This is a genomic window from Mycobacterium sp. (assembly GCF_019247635.1).
Classification (GTDB): Bacteria; Actinomycetota; Actinomycetes; order Mycobacteriales; family Mycobacteriaceae; genus Mycobacterium.
On sequence record NZ_JAFBAR010000070.1, the window covers coordinates 1 to 16,652 of the forward strand.

Consider the following 16,652-nt stretch of genomic DNA (forward strand, 5'->3'; position numbering starts at 1 on the left):
GGCCATTAGATCGGGCCCGGTGACGATGCAGCCCGTGTAGCGGGGTGAGGAGGAGGCGGGCCATTAGATCGGGCCCGGTGACGATGCAGCCCGTGTAGCGGGGTGAGGAGGCGGGCCATTAGATCGGGCCCGGTGACGACCCGGTGACGATGCAGCCCGTGTTGCGGGGTGAGGAGGCGGGCAGTCGGATCAGTCGGCTGTGGCAGGCTGTGGCGGGTGCGCGTCGCTGTGGTCGCCGGGCCGGATCCCGGCCACTCGTTTCCCGCGATCGCGCTCTGTCAACGCTTTGTGGCAGCCGGGGATGCGCCCACCCTGTTCACCGGGCCGGAATGGCTGGAAGCCGCCCGGGCCGCTGGTGTTGACGCGGTCGAGTTGGACGGGCTCGCGGCGATCGACGAGGACCTGGATGCCGGCGCCAGGATCCACCGGCGCGCCGCGCGGATGGCCACCCTCAACGTGCCGACGCTGCGCGATCTTGCGCCCGATCTGGTGGTCTCCGACGTCATCACCGCGGGCGGCGGCATGGCCGCCGAGCTGCTGGGTATCCCGTGGATCGAACTCAACCCGCACCCGCTGTACCTGCCGTCGAAAGGGCTGCCGCCGATAGGCAGCGGCCTGGCGCCGGGCACCGGTATTCGGGGCCGGCTGCGTGACGCCATGATGCGCGCGCTGACTGCCCGGTCGTGGCGTGCGGGTCTGCGGCAGCGCGCCGAGGCCCGGATCCAGATCGGGTTGCCCAGCCGCGACCCCGGCCCGATGCGGCGGCTCATCGCCACGCTGCCTGCGCTGGAAGTGTCGCGCCCGGACTGGCCGGCCGAGGCCGTTGTGGTGGGCCCCCTGCATTTCGAGCCCACGGATCGGGTGCTGGACGTCCCGCCGGGTTCGGGCCCGGTGGTGGTGGTCGCGCCCTCGACCGCGTTGACCGGAACCGTCGGATTAGCCGAGCTCGCGCTGGAATGCCTGCTACCGGGAGACACGCTGCCCTCGGGCTCGCGGTTGGTGGTGTCGCGTCTGAGTGGAGACGACCTGGCGGTTCCGCCCTGGGCAGTGGTGGGGCTGGGACGACAGTCCGAGCTGTTGACGCATGCCGACCTGGTGATCTGCGGCGGCGGTCACGGCATGGTGGCCAAGACGCTGCTGGCCGGTGTCCCGCTGGTCGTGGTACCCGGGGGTGGGGATCAGTGGGAGATGGCCAATCGGGTGGTGCGTCAGGGCAGTGGGAAGCTGATCCGCCCGTTGACCGCGGACGCGCTGGTGGGCGCGGCTAATGAAGTTCTTTCGGTGCCGGGATACCGCGACGCCGCCCAGCGGGCCGCGTCCAGTATCGCGGAGGTCGCTGATCCGGTACGGGTGTGCCACGAAGCGTTTGCAGGGACGCAAGGCTAGGTATGTTGGCTGGCGTGCGGTTGACGGAATTTAACGACCGGGTGGTCCTGCGATTCGGTGCGGCCTACGGCGCATCGGTGCTGGTCGACCATGTGCTTACCGGGCTCGACGGCCGTACCGCGGCCCAGGCGATCGAGGAGGGTGTCGAACCCCGCGACGTCTGGCGCGCGCTGTGCGTCGACTTCGACGTGCCTCGCGATCAGTGGTGATCCTTCGGGGCGTCAGCGTCGGGGAGCGCGGGGACTTCGGTGAAATACGCAGTCGCCGCACACGGATCGGCCGGGGACGCGGTAGAAGAGGCAGCAGCTGTGCCGTCTGAAGCCCAGATGTGAACCGGTGACGACGCCGGATCCGGTCAACACGCCGGTATCCAGCAGGGAATTGGTGACGTCGAAGATGGGGCCGCGCAGGTCGGGTCGTGCCGAAAGCAATGCCCGGGATGCTCCGACGAGCGCGGACGCGATGTTGCCCGCCAGTAGTGAGGGTGCGAGATTGACCCGCAGGCCTGTCGCGAGCGGTTCCATGTGTTGTTGCACGACGATGCGGTACAACAAGTCCGCCGAAAGTGAGATGGCCCTGCCGACGGGTTCGGGCATTCGCAGCTGTGCCCCGTCGTCGGCGCGCTGCAGGTCTTCCAGATCTGGGATGACGCCGTAGGCCAGTGCGCACGCGAGTACAGGGGACCACAGCCGGGTGGCGTGGCCCAGATGGACCAGCGAGGCGCCGATCCTCAAGTCCGTCGTGTGGTAGCGCTGGATGGTGGCCTCGATCAAATCGGTGAATCCATCGGCGTAGGACTGCGTCACCGGATGCCAGCCGGTCGCGTCGCCGCCTATGGTCAGGGCGAAAAACCCTTTATACGAAGAGATTTCGGCCAGCTCGGTGGAGATGTCCATGGTTGCACGACCACCCTCCCCGGGGAGATCCGCCCCAGTGTGAGTTGAGGAAGCGCCGACGGTGAGTATCTGGCTCTCGGGACATGCCCGATCACAGTGGCGGGACCGCACCGGAATCGCACCGGTTTCCTCTGCTGCTGAAGTGCCCGTCGACGCTCTTTCGTAGCCGATATTGCCACACGCGGCGTGTCTGCCTTGAGTCGAACAGGTGTTCGGCTACTGTGGTGATCATCGAAGGAACCGACTTGTCGGACCCGACGCCTAATGTCTGGGCCAACCGACCGACACCGGTCAATCGAACACCGACTAACAGGAGAGGCACCATGGCGCAAGCCCCCGATCGCGAGAAGGCTCTCGAACTGGCGATGGCCCAGATCGAGAAGAGTTACGGGAAGGGCTCGGTGATGCGTCTCGGTGATGAGACGCGTCAACCGATCTCGGCCATTCCCACCGGGTCCATCGCGCTGGACGTGGCCCTGGGCATCGGCGGCCTGCCGCGCGGCCGGGTCGTGGAGATCTACGGCCCGGAATCCTCCGGTAAGACCACCGTCGCGCTGCACGCGGTGGCCAACGCCCAGGCCGCCGGCGGCGTCGCCGCATTCATCGACGCCGAGCACGCCTTGGACCCCGAGTACGCCAAGAAGCTGGGTGTCGACACCGACTCGCTGTTGGTCAGCCAGCCCGATACCGGCGAGCAGGCACTTGAGATCGCCGACATGCTGATCCGCTCCGGCGCGCTGGACATCCTGGTCATCGACTCGGTGGCCGCGTTGGTGCCGCGCGCGGAACTCGAAGGCGAGATGGGGGACAGCCACGTCGGCCTGCAGGCCCGGCTGATGAGCCAGGCGCTACGGAAAATGACTGGGGCGCTGAATAACTCGGGTACCACGGCGATCTTCATCAACCAGCTCCGCGAAAAAATCGGAGTGATGTTCGGATGCATGAATTACGCTACCCGGGTATCCCTTGCCGACGGCAGCAGCGAGAAGATCGGCAAGATCGTCAACGACAAGATGGACGTGGAGGTTCTTTCCTACGACCCGGTGGCCGACCAGATTGTGCCCCGCAAGGTGGTGAACTGGTTCAACAATGGCCCCGCCGAGCAGTTCCTGCAGTTCACCGTCGAAAAGTCCGGCGGCAACGGCAAATCGCAGTTCGCAGCCACGCCCAATCACCTGATCCGTACCCCCGGCGGCTGGACTGAGGCCGGTGACCTCCATACCGGAGACCGGGTGCTGGCCAGCGAACCGCATCTGCTCAGCGATCAGCAATTCCAGGTGGTGATGGGCTCGCTGATGGGCGACGGGAATCTGTCGCCCCATCTGCGCGATCGCAACGGCGTCCGATTCCGATTGGGCCACGGCGCCAAGCAGCTTGATTACCTGCAATGGAAGACCGCGCTGATGGGTAACATCCGGCACTCCGTGCGGGAAAACTCCAAGGGCGCCAGCTTTGTCGACTTCACCCCGCTGGCGGAGCTCGCCGAGTTGCGGCGTGCGGTGTACCTGGGGGATGGCAAGAAGTTCTTCTCCGAGGAGTACCTCAAGGTGCTAACCCCGCTGGCCCTGGCCATCTGGTACATGGATGGTGGCTCATTCAGCCTGCGCTCCAAGGGGTTACAGCAGCGCACTGCCGGAGGTGGCGGCCAAATCTCGATCTGTGTCGAGACCATGAGCGAAGGGACGCGGGTCCGGTTGCGCGACTACCTGCGCGACAACCACGGATTGGATGTACGCTTGCGCTCCGCTGGTTCGGCCGGCAAGGCGGTGCTGGTGTTCTCGACGACGGCATCGGCCAAGTTCCAGGCGCTCGTGGCGCCCTACATGGCGCCATCCATGGAGTACAAGTTGCTGCCCCGGTTCCGCGGTCAATGCGCGGTGACGCCCGAGTTCGTTGCGCCGACGCAGCGGTTGGTGCCGGCCCGTGTGCTGGATGTGCATGTCAAGCCGCACACTCGCTCCATGAATCGGTACGACATCGAGGTCGAGGGCAATCACAACTATTTCGTCGACGGGGTGATGGTGCACAATTCGCCCGAAACGACCACGGGCGGAAAGGCTTTGAAGTTCTACGCGTCGGTTCGCATGGACGTGCGCCGGATCGAGACACTCAAGGACGGCACCAATGCGGTCGGCAACCGCACCCGGGTCAAGGTCGTCAAGAACAAAGTGGCCTCCCCCTTCAAACAGGCTGAGTTCGACATCCTCTACGGCAGGGGCATCAGCAAGGAAGGCTCGCTGATCGACATGGGCGTGGATCAGGGCTTCATCCGCAAGTCCGGCGCCTGGTTCACCTACGAGGGCGAGCAGCTCGGCCAGGGCAAGGAGAACGCCCGCAACTTCCTGCTGGAGAACGCCGACGTGGCCAACGAGATCGAGAAGAAGATCAAGGAAAAGCTTGGCATTGGCGCGGTTTTGACCGATGACGACGTCCTGCCCGCCCCCGTCGATTTCTAAACGCGAGGAGCAGGCACGGGCGTTGTGCCTGCGCCTGCTCACCGCGAAGGCTCGGACGAGGGCCGAGCTGTCCGGGCAGCTGGCAAAGCGGGGCTACCCCGACGACGTCAGCAACCGGGTACTCGATCGGCTCGCCGGCGTCGGATTGGTTGACGACGACGCGTTCGCCGAACAGTGGGTCGAAGCGCGCCGATCCAGCGCCGGGAAAGGCAGGCGTGCCTTGGCCGCCGAGCTGCACACCAAGGGTGTCGACAACGACGTCATCACGAAGGTATTGGCCGGCATGGACGCTGGCGCCGAGCGGGCGCGGGCCGAGCAGTTGGTAAAGACCAGGCTCAGACGCGAGAACCTTGACGGCGATCCGGCCCGAGTCGCCCGTCGGCTAGTGGCGATGCTGGCGCGCCGGGGTTACGACCCGAGCGTGGCCTACGACGTGGTGAGCGAGCAGTTGGATCTCGAGCTGGACCGCCGCCGCACGTAAGGCCTGGTCAGCGCCATTGCTGACGGCGACTCAGCCTGGCCCGGGTCCTCGGCAGGACCAACCGCCGTACCATGGCCCCGTGACTTCGATGGTGGCCCGCGACGCCGTAGGCGCGGCTGCGGCTGCCGCGGCGCGCACCTATCAGGTCCGCACGTACGGCTGTCAGATGAACGTCCACGACTCCGAGCGACTGGCGGGCCTGCTGGAGGCGGCCGGCTATCGGCGGGCGGCCGATGGCCACGACGCCGACGTGGTGGTGTTCAACACCTGCGCCGTGCGGGAGAACGCCGACAACAAGCTGTACGGCAACCTCAGCCACCTGGTCCCGCGCAAACGCGCCAACCCGGACATGCAGATCGCGGTCGGCGGCTGCCTGGCCCAGAAGGACCGGGACACCGTGCTGCGCAAGGCGCCATGGGTCGACGTCGTCTTCGGCACGCACAACATCGGGTCGCTGCCGACGCTGCTCGACCGGGCCCGGCACAACAAGGCCGCTCAAGTGGAAATCGCCGAGGCGCTGCAGCAGTTCCCGTCGTCGCTGCCGAGCGCCCGCGAATCAGCTTATGCCGCTTGGGTTTCCATCTCCGTAGGGTGCAACAACAGCTGCACATTCTGCATTGTCCCGTCGCTGCGGGGCAGAGAAGTCGACCGCCCGCCGGCCGACATCCTCGCCGAGGTGCGGTCGCTCGTGGACGACGGCGTGCTCGAAGTCACCCTGCTGGGGCAAAACGTCAACGCCTACGGCGTCTCCTTTGCCGACCCGTCGCTGCCACGACACCGCGGCGCCTTCGCCGAATTGCTACGGGCGTGCGGTCGTATCGACGGGCTGGAGCGGGTGCGGTTCACCTCGCCGCATCCCGCCGAGTTCACCGACGACGTGATCGAGGCGATGGCGCAGACGCCGAATGTCTGTCCCGCCCTGCATATGCCGCTGCAGTCCGGATCGGACCGCGTACTGCGCGCGATGCGGCGCTCCTACCGCGCGGAGCGCTACCTCGGCATCATCGAACGCGTTCGGTCAGCCATGCCGCACGCCGCCATCACCACCGACCTGATCGTGGGATTTCCGGGTGAGACCGAACAGGACTTCGCGGCGACCCTCGACGTGGTGCGGCGGGCCCGGTTCGCGGCCGCGTTCACCTTCCAGTACTCCAAGCGGCCCGGAACGCCGGCTGCCGAACTCGACGGGCAGTTGCCCAAAGACGTTGTGCAAGAACGTTATAGCCGACTCGTCGAGCTGCAGGAGCAGATCTCGCTGGCCGGCAACGTGGCCTTGATCGGGCAGAGCGTCGAATTGCTGGTCGCCACCGGCGAGGGGCGCAAAGACTCGCGAACCTCGCGCATGACCGGGCGGGCCCGCGACGGCCGGCTGGTGCACTTTTCCGTTGAGCAAGCGACCGACCATCAGATCAGGCCCGGCGACGTCATCACCACGGTGATCACCGAGGCGGCCCCACACCATCTCATCGCGGACGGGGGCGTCGTGACCCACCGCCGCACGCGTGCCGGTGATGCTGTTCAGCGCCCACGCGGTGTCGGTCTGGGCATGCCCGGGATCAGACAGACCGTCAACACGGCAAACGGATGTGCGTGATGAGCCAGGATTTCGATGCCCTGCGCGCCGAAATAGAGGCGGCTGAGCGCCGCGTCGCGCGCGAGATCGATCCTGGCGTAAGGGGTTTCGTGGTCGCGATCCTGGTTTTTGTGCTGCTGGGATCGTTTATCCTGCCGCATACCGGCACTGTGCGGGGATGGGATGTGCTGTTCGGCACGCATGGCGCCGGGGCGGCCGCTGTTGCCCTGCCGTCGCGGGTGTTCGCCTGGCTGGCGCTGGTGTTTGGTGTCGGTTTCTCGATGTTGGCGCTGTTGACCCGGCGCTGGGCGTTGGCATGGGTGGCGTTGGCGGGATCCTCGCTAGCGTGTGGGGCTGGAATGCTGGCCGTGTGGTCGCGCCAGACCGTCGCCGCCGGCCACCCCGGCCCCGGCGTCGGCCTTGTTATCGCGTGGATCACCGTGATCCTGTTGACATTTCACTGGGCGCGCGTGGTGTGGTCACGCACCATCGTGCAGCTCGCGGCCGAGGAGCAGCGCCGTCGCGTAGTTGCCCAGCATCAGTCCAGGACACTGCTGGACGACCTGGGCGAGCCCGCCGACTCCGACGGGGACACAACTTCGGATTAGGACCTGCGGGTCAGCGCGTCCGCGGCGGCCTCGGCCCACTGGCGCCACTGTTCGGCGTTGGCTCTTGCCTCTTCGGCCTCTTTGGTCTTGCCGGCCGCGGCCGCCTTGGCGGCCTGTTGCTCGAACTGCTCGGCCCGGGTGCGGAACTGCTCGGCCCGGGCCTGCGCCTGTGGGTCAGCCCAGTCCGATTCGCCGGCGTCGCGCACCTTCTTCTCGACCGCCCGCAGCCGTCGCTCCAGCTCGGCGGACCGTTCCCGGGGAACCTTGCCGATCGCATCCCACTTTTCAACGATGGTGCGCAGCGCTGCCCTCGCGGCGTCCTGGTTGCTGGTATCAAGCCGTTCCGCCTCGGCCAGCAGCGCCTCTTTGGCAGCGGCGTTAGCGCGAAATTCTGCGTCTTTTTCCGCCGTCGCGGCATTACGGGCTGTGAAGAACGAGTCCTGGGCGGCCTTGAAGCGGCGCCACAAGGCATCGTCGACTTCCCTGCTGGCTCGCCCGGCCGCCTTCCACTCCGTGAACAGCTTTCGGAACTCGGCGCTGGTGGCGGTCCAGTCCGTCGAGTCGGACAGCTCTTCGGCCCGCTCGCACAACCGTTCCTTCGACTGTCGGACATCCGACCGCTCACGATCCAGTTCCGCGAAGTGGGATCCGCGCCGCCGATTGAAGGCTTCACGGGCGGCCGAATACCGCTTCCACAACGCGTCGTCAACCTTGCGGTCCAGGCCGCCGATCGTCTTCCACTCCTCGAGGATGGCGCGCATCCGGTCCCCGGCCACTTTCCATTGCGTCGAGTTGGTGGCCAGGTCCTCGGCCTCTGCCGCCAGCGCCTCTTTGCGGGCGGTCTGGGCGGCTCGATGCTCGTCGCGCCGGGATCGCTCCGCGGCGACGGTAGCTTCGGCGTGCTCGCGCAGCGTCGTCAACCGATTGGCCAGTGCGTCGATGTCGCCCAGCACCGACGCGCTGGCCAACGTTTCGGCGAGCGCCGCGGCGTTGGCCTTGATCTTGCGCGCGTCGCCGGATCCCGACGCTAGCCGCTCCTCCATCAGCGTGATCTCGGTGCTCAGGTCGTCGAAGCGGCGGCCGAAATGGGCAAACGCGGCCTCGGTGTCGCCGGCCTGCCATGAGCCGACGACGCGCTCACCGGCGGAGCTGATCAGCCACACGGTGCCGTCGTCGTCCACGCGCCCGAACTTGTGCGGATCGCTGCGCGGCGGCCCGGCCAACCCCGGGTGGACGGCGGGTCCCGGCGTCGGCCGTGGACCCGGACGTGGCCCGGGCCGCGGGGCGGGGACGGGCCCTGGGACGGGCGCCGGAGCCGAGCTGGCTGAATCATTGGTGCGGGTCTCGTCGGCCGTCATGAGCTCGTCACCTACCCTTTGCAATTCCGCGCGGGACGTCCCGCGCATCTGCCGCGCGTAGCGGCACCCGTACGGTCGGGAGGGCGTCTGCGGCCTTGCGGCTGGCGCCGGCCCTCCCAGCCGGTACCAACAGTATTGAAGCAGCTTGGCGCCCGGTCAGCTGAACTAATTCTGCGAGCGTTGCCTAGATCGCCGATTACCAGTGTTTTCCCGGCGGACGGGAACCGGGTCGTCGGCTCGCGGAGTCGTAGTAACAGGGTCGCGGTTAGGGCGATAACAAATCGGTTGCACCCTCTTTCGGGCCCTACGGCCGTATGCGCAGGCCGGTACCGTTGCGCCGAACGTCGGTGTATTCGCGGCCTTAGACGGTGGGGCAGGTCAGGGAGGTCATCATCGCCAAGGTGGATATCGCGGCGTTGCTCGCGCTTATCGCCGCCCTGATATCGGGTGTCGGAGACGTGGTCCGTCAGCGCTCCGCTCAGGAGATCACCGATGACGAGGTTGGCCACCTCGAGCTGCTTCGCATGTCGCTGCGCGACGCCCGCTGGTGGGTCGGCGGTATGGCGGCCGTGGCCAGCGCGGCGCTGCAGGCGGTGGCGCTGGGCCTGGGGTCGGTGGTGCTGGTACAGGCGCTTCAGGTGACGGCATTGCTGTTCGCGCTGCCCGTTTATGCGTGGCTGACCAAGCACGGATGGAGCCGCCGGGAGTGGGGATGGGCGATATTGCTGGCCGCCGCCGTGGCAGTTTTCGTCATCGTCGGTGAACCGGCGGCGGGCTACTCGCGGGCGTCGCTACAGAGCTGGGCCGTGGTAGCCGTGGCGGTCGGCCCTGCCATGGTGCTCTGTGTGCTGGGCGCGCGGATCTGGTCGGGCACGGTCGCCGCGGTCCTACTGGCCGTCGTGTCCGCGACGGCGTGGGCGCTGTTCGCGGTGCTGACCAAGGCCATCGTCGACGTCGTTGACGACGGACCGGCGACGCTACTGCGCACGCCGGAGCTGTACGCCTGGTTGCTGGTCGCGGCGCTTGGGACGGTGTTCCAGCAGTCCTCGTTTCGGGCCAGCTCGCTGAGCGCATCGCTGCCCACAATGACGGTCGCCGAGCCATTCGTGGCTTCGTTGCTGGGTGTCACGGTGCTGGGTGAGACGCTCGGCGCCGGCGGCCCAGAGCTGATCACGCTGATCGTTTCGGTGGTGGTCGTGGTTGTCGCCACGACTGCGCTGGCACGCGGCGAGATCGCGACGATGACGGCCGCAGACGCGGCGACCGGCACCCACGCGCCCACGCCGGGCTTGAACTCTCGTGCTCTGGTCGCGTCGGGGGCATTCGGGGAGGCATAGTTGTCGCAAAGCCATCGCAAGGCCGCGCGGGGCCGGTAGGTGTGGAGAATGTCTTGCCGCGCACGCATAAACGCGGCGGAAATATCAGCAAAACGGGTGGCGGATAGCTCGTACTGAATAATGGCTCCCGGGGCCGATGTGGGGGAGGGAAGGTCGCTGATGACGAAAGTCGACGTCGCGGTCGTCCTTGCCCTGCTCGCCGCCTTCGCCTCCGCCATTGGCAATGTCGTGCGCCAGCGATCTGCCCAAGAGATCACCGACCGAGAAGTGGGCCACCTCGAGCTGTTCCGGTTGTCGCTGCGCGACGCCAAGTGGTGGCTGGGTGCCGGAGGAGCGATTGCCAACTACGTTCTGCAGGCCGCGGCCCTGGCGCTCGGGTCGGTGATGCTGGTGACGGCGTTGCAGGTGACCGCGCTGCTGTTCGCGCTGCCGATTTACACCTACCTCACCAAGGTCCGGGTGACGCGGCGAGAGTGGGCCTGGGCGGTCTTGCTGGCCGCCGCGCTGGCGGTGGTCGTCGCCGTGGGTGACCCGGATAGCGGCGCGTCACGGGGCTCACTGGAAACCTGGCTCGTGGTGGGCCTGATTATGGGGCCCCTGCTGGTGTTCTGTGTGCTGGGTGCGCGGTACTGGACGGGCTCGGTGGCTGCGGTGCTGCTGGCCGTGGTCGCCGGTTCTTCGCTGGCGCTGTTCGCGGTGCTGACCAAAGCGGTTGTCGAAGTGGTCCGCGGCGGCGTCGTCCCATTGCTGCTCGCCCCGGAGTTCTACTTCTGGATAGCCGCCGCGCTGGCCGGAATGATCTTCCAGCAGTCGTCCTATCGCGCGGGTTCGCTGAACGCCTCCTTGCCGACGTCGGTCGTCGCCAAGCCGCTGATCGGTTCCGTGCTCGGCATCGTCGTGCTCGGCGAGACGTTTGACACCACCAGACCGGGGCTCTTCGTGGTGGCAGCGGGGGTGGTGGTGGTGATCGTCGCGACCTTTGCCCTGGCGCGCGGCGAGGCCGAGAACGTGACCGAAGAGGCGATCGAGAGCGGCCGCATTCCTATCATCGATGCCCAAGCACTGGCGGCCCCGCGCCGGCGGCGGTCGCGCCGACAGGACTCGACGAGCGGGCCAGCCGGCCTGGCCAGAAGTCCCAGACGCTAGTTTGATGGCGTGTTGAGCGCCATCGCGATCGTGCCATCCGCGCCGGTGCTCGTTCCCGAACTTGCGGGGGCCGCGGCCGCTGAGGTGGCCGACCTGCGGGCGGCGACGATCGCGGCCGCCGCGCTGCTACCGTCGCGCTGGATCGCCGTCGGAACAGGTGATGCGGACCAGACGGTAAAGCAGAATGCCGCCGGCACTTTCGCCGGCTTCGGTGTCGACGTGCCGGTTCGGCTGTCACCCCAGGCCGACAGCTCGGCCGAATTGCCCCTGTGCGCGCTGATGGCCGCCTGGGTGCGGGGCCAGGCCCGGCCCGAGGCCAGCGCACATGTTCGTGTCCTGCGCCGCGATCACGTCGTCGAGGTCGCGCTGGCCCAAGGCAGGCGGCTGCGCGCCGAGATCGAGGCGGCGTCGGAGCCTGTCGGTGTGCTGATCGTTGCCGACGGCGCGAACACCCTGACGCCGAAGGCCCCCGGCGCGTTCGACCCGGGTGCCGCCGATGCGCAACAGGCCCTCGACGAGGCCCTGGCCTGCGGCGACGTGTCCGGATTGCGTGGGCTGTCCCCTCTGATCGTTGGCCGGGTGGCATTTCAGGTCATGGCCGGCCTGACCGAACCCGGCCCGCGTTGGGCCAAAGAGCTCTACCGTGGCGCACCGTACGGTGTCGGGTACTTCGCCGGCGTCTGGCAACTGTGAGACCGCTGGCGATCATCGGGCCGACGGGCACCGGCAAGTCCCAGCTGGCGCTCGACGTCGCCGAGCGGCTCAGGACCGTGTCGCTTGCAGCCGAAATAGTCAATGCCGACGCGATGCAGCTTTATCGCGGCATGGACATCGGGACCGCCAAGTTGCCCGTCGAACAGCGCCGCGACATCCCCCACCACCAGATCGACGTCCTACATGTCACCGAAACGGCCACCGTCGCCCGCTATCAGCAGACCGCCGCGGCCGACATCGAAGCGATCGCGGCCCGCGGAGCGGTGCCGATCGTGGTGGGCGGTTCGATGCTCTATATCCAGTCCCTGCTCGACGACTGGTCCTTCCCGGCGACCGATCCGACCGTGCGCGCGCGATGGGAACAACGCCTGGCCGAAGTCGGGGTGGGCCAGTTGCACGCCGAGCTCGCCCGTCGCGACCCGGCCGCGGCCGCGGCCATCCTGCCCACCGACGCCCGGCGCACGGTTCGGGCGCTCGAGGTGGTCGAACTGACCGGCCTGCCGTTCGCGGCGTCCGCGCCGCGCATCGGCACCGCGCGGTGGGATACCGTTATCGTCGGATTAGACTGCGAGACAACGCTTCTCGATCAAAGACTGGCCCGCCGCACCGCGTCGATGTTCGACGCCGGCCTGGTCGACGAGGTGCGCGCCCTGCTCGACGACGGCCTGCGCGACGGGGTCACCGCGGCCCGCGCGCTAGGCTATGCCCAGGTGATCGCGGCGCTGGACGCCGGTGGGGGCGCGGACCGATTGCGAGATGCCCACGAGCAGACGTTCGTGGGCACCCGTCGCTATGTGCGACGGCAGCGATCCTGGTTCCGCCGCGACCACCGGGTGCAGTGGTTGGACGCCGCGCGGGACCATGTCGTGGACGACGCGATCAAGGCCTGGCGGCACGTAACCTGATCTGGTGATCCGCGCCGGCGACGATGGTGCCGGCTCGGGTAGTTTCAGGCCGGGATCGGAGGTGTGGCGCAGGTGATCTTCGCCAAGGGCCATGGCACCGAAAACGACTTCGTGCTGCTGCCCGACACTGATGCCCGGCTGACGCTGAGCCCGGCCCGGGTGGCCGCTGTGTGCGACCGGCGTCGCGGTCTGGGCGCCGACGGGGTGTTGCGGGTGACCACCGCCGGTGCCGCCGTGACCGCGGGCGTGCTCGAGCGCGTCCCCGATGGCGTCGACGCCGCCGACTGGTACATGGACTACCGCAATGCCGACGGGTCGATCGCGCAGATGTGCGGCAACGGCGTCCGGGTGTTCGCGCACTACCTGCGCGCCAGCGGCTTGGAGCAGCGCGATGTGTTCGTCGTCGGATCACTGGCCGGCCCCCGACCGGTCGTCCTGCATCACGTGGACCAGACTCACGCCGATGTCACCGTCGACATGGGCAAGGCCAATCGGCTCGGCAGTGGCGATGCGATTGTCGGCGGCAGGCGCTTTGCCGGGCTCGCGGTCGACGTCGGCAACCCGCACCTGGCCTGCGTCGACCCACAGCTGACCCCCGAGGTGCTTGCGGCCCTGGATGTCTCGGCGCCGGTGAGCTTCGATCCCGCGCAGTTTCCGGAGGGTGTGAACGTCGAGATCCTCACGCCACCCGACGGAGGCGTCGTCCGCATGCGGGTGCACGAACGCGGGGTGGGGGAGACCCGCTCGTGTGGCACGGGAACGGTGGCGGCCGCGGTCGCCGCGTTGGCGCACACCGGCGCCGAAACCGGCAGCCTCACGGTGCGCGTGCCGGGTGGCGACGTCACAGTGACCGTCACCGATGCCACCAGCTTTCTACGCGGCCCGTCGGTCCTGGTTGCCCGCGGTGAAATTGCCGACCCGTGGTGGAACACGCTGGCCTGACATATTCGGGTGCGTCGTCAAGCTGGACGTGCCACCATCGGAAATTGCCTATGACATATCCAGATTCGCCAGAGATGACAGATCCGCCCAATAATGAGGTGGCAGATTCGTCGAAATCGGGCTCTTATGAACCCAGCCTCGGCGAACTGGCCCTCGAAGACCGCTCGGCGCTGCGCCGGGTCGTCGGGTTGTCCACCGAGCTTGCCGACATCTCCGAGGTCGAGTACCGCCAGCTGCGGCTGGAACGGGTGGTGCTGGTGGGCGTGTGGACTGAGGGCAGCGCGGCCGACAACCAGGCCAGCATGGCCGAACTGGCCGCCCTGGCCGAAACCGCGGGCTCGCAGGTACTCGAGGGACTCATCCAACGCCGCGATCGCCCCGACCCCTCGACCTACATCGGGTCGGGCAAGGCGGCCGAGCTGCGCCAAGTGGTGGTGGCGACCGGCGCGGACACCGTCATCTGCGACGGTGAGCTGTCCCCGGCCCAGCTGACGGCGCTGGAGAAGGCCGTGCAGGTCAAGGTCGTCGACCGCACCGCGCTGATCCTCGACATCTTCGCCCAGCACGCCACCAGCAGGGAGGGCAAGGCGCAGGTGACGCTGGCGCAGATGCAATACATGCTGCCGCGGCTGCGCGGCTGGGGTGAATCGATGTCGCGGCAGGCCGGTGGCCGTGCCGGCGGTAGCGGCGGAGGCGTGGGTCTGCGTGGGCCCGGTGAGACCAAGATCGAGACCGATCGGCGTCGCATCCGCGAGCGGATGGCCAAACTGCGCCGCGAGATCAAAGACATGAAGCGGGCCCGTGACACCCAGCGCAGCCGCAGGCTGGCCAGCGATATGCCGTCGGTCGCGATCGTCGGCTACACCAACGCCGGCAAATCCAGCCTGCTCAATGCGCTGACGGGGGCGGGGGTGCTGGTGCAGGACGCACTGTTCGCCACCCTGGAACCGACCACCCGCCGCGCGGAGTTCGAGGACAGCCGACCGTACGTGCTAACCGACACCGTCGGCTTCGTCCGCCACCTGCCCACCCAGCTGGTCGAGGCGTTCCGCTCCACGTTGGAGGAGGTCGTCGACGCCGACCTGTTGGTGCACGTAGTCGACGGTTCCGACGTCAATCCGCTGGCCCAGATCGATGCCGTGCGCCAGGTGATCTCCGAGGTGTTCGACGACTACACGGCCGGTGAGGGCGCCGACCGGACCCCAGAGTTGTTGGTAGTCAACAAGACGGACGTGGCGGGCGATCTGGCACTGGCCAAGTTGCGGCACGCACTGCCCGGCGCGGTATTCGTCTCGGCGCGCAGCGGCGACGGGATCGACGCGTTGCGGAGGCGGATGGCCGAGCTTTCGGCGCCCACCGATACCGCGGTGGACGTCGTGATCCCGTACGAGCGCGGCGACCTGGTCTCGCGGGTGCACGCCGACGGACGGGTGCAACATGCCGAGCACACGGCCGAGGGCACCCGGATCAAGGCCCGCGTGCCGGTGGCATTGGCCGCCAGCCTGCGAGGGTTCGCCGCCCACTAGGCTCGTGAGCCACCTGCCGACCAACCGCCCGGTTGGTATATCTTGGCTACAGAGTTTTCTGTTGCCAGATCGCCGGAGGTCGTACGCCATGGGCAGTGCCATCAAGTATCAGCGCACGCTTTTCGAGCCCGAGCATGAATTGTTCCGCGAGTCCTACCGGGGTTTCCTGGACCGCCATGTCGCGCCGTACCACGACGAATGGGAAAAGGCGAAGCTCGTCGACCGCGGGGTATGGCTGGAGGCCGGAAAACAGGGCTTTCTCGGGATGGCGGTGCCCGAGGAATACGGCGGCGGGGGCAATGCCGACTTCCGCTACAACACCATCATCACCGAGGAAACCACCGCCGGACGCTACAGCGGGATCGGTTTCGGCTTGCACAACGACGTCGTGGCGCCCTACTTGCTGTCGCTGAGCACCGAGGAGCAGAAGCAACGCTGGTTGCCCAAATTCTGTACCGGGGAACTGATCACCGCGATTGCGATGACCGAGCCGGGAACCGGCAGCGACTTGCAGGGCATCAAGACCCGCGCGGTCAGGCATGGCGATCACTACGTGCTCAACGGGTCAAAGACGTTCATCACCAACGGGATCAACTCGGACCTGGTGATCGTTGTCGCCCAGACGGATCCGGACAAAGGCGCGCAGGGCTTTTCGCTGCTCGTTGTCGAGCGGGGTATGGAGGGTTTCGAACGCGGCCGCCACTTGGAAAAGATCGGGCTGGACGCGCAGGACACCGCCGAGCTGTCGTTCACCGATGTGCAGGTGCCGGCCGAAAACCTGCTCGGCGAAGAGGGGATGGGATTCGTCTACCTGATGCGGAACCTGCCGCAGGAACGGATCGAAATCGCGATCATGGCCGCCGCGGCCATGGAGGCCGTGCTGGACCAGACGCTGCAATACACCAAGGAGCGCAAGGCATTTGGCAAGCCGATCGGCAGTTTCCAGAACAGCCGGTTCGTGCTGGCCGAACTCGCCACTGAGGCCACCGTGGTGCGCATAATGGTCGACCAGTTCGTCGCGTTGCATCTGGAGGGAAAGCTGACGGCCGAACAGGCCGCCATGGCCAAGTGGTATTCCACCGAGAAGCAGGTGCACCTGATCGACCGTTGCCTGCAGCTGCACGGCGGCTACGGCTACATGCGCGAATATCCGGTGGCCCGTGCCTATCTCGATGCCCGGGTGCAGACGATCTACGGCGGCACCACCGAGATCATGAAGGAGATCATCGGCCGCGGCCTGGGCGTCTAGGCTGCCCTGGGCTTGGGCCGGTATAACAGCTCCGCGAGCCGGCTTCATGCAGCGGCTAGCCGCTTGCGATACGGG

At 67.4% G+C, this 16,652-nt stretch carries 15 protein-coding genes and 1 riboswitch; of the genes, 13 read left to right on the forward strand and 2 right to left on the reverse strand.

The genetic code is table 11. From position 1 onward, the window contains the following. Positions 1 to 216 precede the first annotated feature (216 nt). Both JO236_RS10100 and JO236_RS10105 read left to right on the forward strand, forming a co-directional pair. The gene (locus JO236_RS10100) at positions 217 to 1,386 is read left to right on the forward strand and encodes a glycosyltransferase (RefSeq protein WP_293328154.1); all 1,170 of its coding nucleotides are present in this window, start codon (positions 217 to 219) and stop codon (positions 1,384 to 1,386) included. Between the two features lie 14 nt (positions 1,387 to 1,400). Further along, positions 1,401 to 1,595, forward strand: a complete 195-nt coding sequence (locus JO236_RS10105) for a DUF3046 domain-containing protein (protein ID WP_416362206.1) — start codon at positions 1,401 to 1,403, stop codon at positions 1,593 to 1,595. Positions 1,596 to 1,607: 12 nt separating this feature from the next. On the opposite strand, the gene JO236_RS10110 is transcribed toward JO236_RS10105, so the two are convergent. Further along, the gene (locus JO236_RS10110; RefSeq protein WP_293328158.1) at positions 1,608 to 2,282 is read right to left on the reverse strand and encodes a (2Fe-2S)-binding protein; all 675 of its coding nucleotides are present in this window, start codon (positions 2,280 to 2,282) and stop codon (positions 1,608 to 1,610) included. Between the two features lie 42 nt (positions 2,283 to 2,324). Beyond that, a riboswitch (cobalamin riboswitch) is annotated at positions 2,325 to 2,448 on the reverse strand. Between the two features lie 157 nt (positions 2,449 to 2,605). Between JO236_RS10110 and recA the strand changes: the two genes are divergently transcribed. The 4 genes from recA to JO236_RS10130 all read left to right on the forward strand — a co-directional run bounded on the left by recA (position 2,606) and on the right by JO236_RS10130 (position 7,400). Further along, the gene (gene recA / locus JO236_RS10115) at positions 2,606 to 4,738 is read left to right on the forward strand and encodes an intein-containing recombinase RecA (RefSeq protein WP_293328160.1); all 2,133 of its coding nucleotides are present in this window, start codon (positions 2,606 to 2,608) and stop codon (positions 4,736 to 4,738) included. Beyond that, entirely contained in the window at positions 4,704 to 5,219 is a 516-nt protein-coding gene (recX, locus tag JO236_RS10120; protein WP_293328162.1) for a recombination regulator RecX, read from the forward strand. The genes recA and recX overlap by 35 nt, the downstream gene beginning before the upstream one ends. Positions 5,220 to 5,307: 88 nt before the next feature. Next, entirely contained in the window at positions 5,308 to 6,813 is a 1,506-nt protein-coding gene (miaB, locus tag JO236_RS10125) for a tRNA (N6-isopentenyl adenosine(37)-C2)-methylthiotransferase MiaB (protein ID WP_293329396.1), read from the forward strand. Then, positions 6,804 to 7,400 (forward strand): hypothetical protein, encoded by a 597-nt coding sequence (locus tag JO236_RS10130; RefSeq protein ID WP_416362207.1) that lies wholly within the window; start codon positions 6,804 to 6,806, stop codon positions 7,398 to 7,400. Before miaB ends, JO236_RS10130 begins: the two co-directional genes overlap by 10 nt. On the opposite strand, the gene JO236_RS10135 is transcribed toward JO236_RS10130, so the two are convergent. Beyond that, the gene (locus JO236_RS10135; protein ID WP_293328166.1) at positions 7,397 to 8,758 is read right to left on the reverse strand and encodes a DUF349 domain-containing protein; all 1,362 of its coding nucleotides are present in this window, start codon (positions 8,756 to 8,758) and stop codon (positions 7,397 to 7,399) included. The genes JO236_RS10130 and JO236_RS10135 overlap by 4 nt on opposite strands. Positions 8,759 to 9,150: 392 nt before the next feature. Between JO236_RS10135 and JO236_RS10140 the strand changes: the two genes are divergently transcribed. From JO236_RS10140 to JO236_RS10170, 7 genes are all read left to right on the forward strand, one after another. Next, positions 9,151 to 10,095 (forward strand): DMT family transporter, encoded by a 945-nt coding sequence (locus tag JO236_RS10140; RefSeq protein WP_293329397.1) that lies wholly within the window; start codon positions 9,151 to 9,153, stop codon positions 10,093 to 10,095. 159 nt (positions 10,096 to 10,254) lie between these two features. Then, entirely contained in the window at positions 10,255 to 11,241 is a 987-nt protein-coding gene (locus JO236_RS10145) for a DMT family transporter (RefSeq protein WP_293328168.1), read from the forward strand. A 9-nt stretch (positions 11,242 to 11,250) separates the two neighbouring features. Continuing rightward, positions 11,251 to 11,934 (forward strand): hypothetical protein, encoded by a 684-nt coding sequence (locus JO236_RS10150; RefSeq protein ID WP_293328170.1) that lies wholly within the window; start codon positions 11,251 to 11,253, stop codon positions 11,932 to 11,934. Further along, positions 11,931 to 12,860 (forward strand): tRNA (adenosine(37)-N6)-dimethylallyltransferase MiaA, encoded by a 930-nt coding sequence (miaA, locus tag JO236_RS10155; protein ID WP_293328172.1) that lies wholly within the window; start codon positions 11,931 to 11,933, stop codon positions 12,858 to 12,860. The genes JO236_RS10150 and miaA overlap by 4 nt, the downstream gene beginning before the upstream one ends. A 72-nt stretch (positions 12,861 to 12,932) precedes the next feature. Further along, positions 12,933 to 13,802 (forward strand): diaminopimelate epimerase, encoded by an 870-nt coding sequence (dapF, locus tag JO236_RS10160; RefSeq protein ID WP_293329398.1) that lies wholly within the window; start codon positions 12,933 to 12,935, stop codon positions 13,800 to 13,802. Between the two features lie 74 nt (positions 13,803 to 13,876). Continuing rightward, positions 13,877 to 15,328 (forward strand): GTPase HflX, encoded by a 1,452-nt coding sequence (gene hflX / locus JO236_RS10165; protein ID WP_293328174.1) that lies wholly within the window; start codon positions 13,877 to 13,879, stop codon positions 15,326 to 15,328. An 88-nt stretch (positions 15,329 to 15,416) separates the two neighbouring features. Further along, positions 15,417 to 16,577 (forward strand): acyl-CoA dehydrogenase family protein, encoded by a 1,161-nt coding sequence (locus JO236_RS10170; protein WP_293328176.1) that lies wholly within the window; start codon positions 15,417 to 15,419, stop codon positions 16,575 to 16,577. The last annotated feature ends 75 nt before the right edge of the window (positions 16,578 to 16,652 follow it).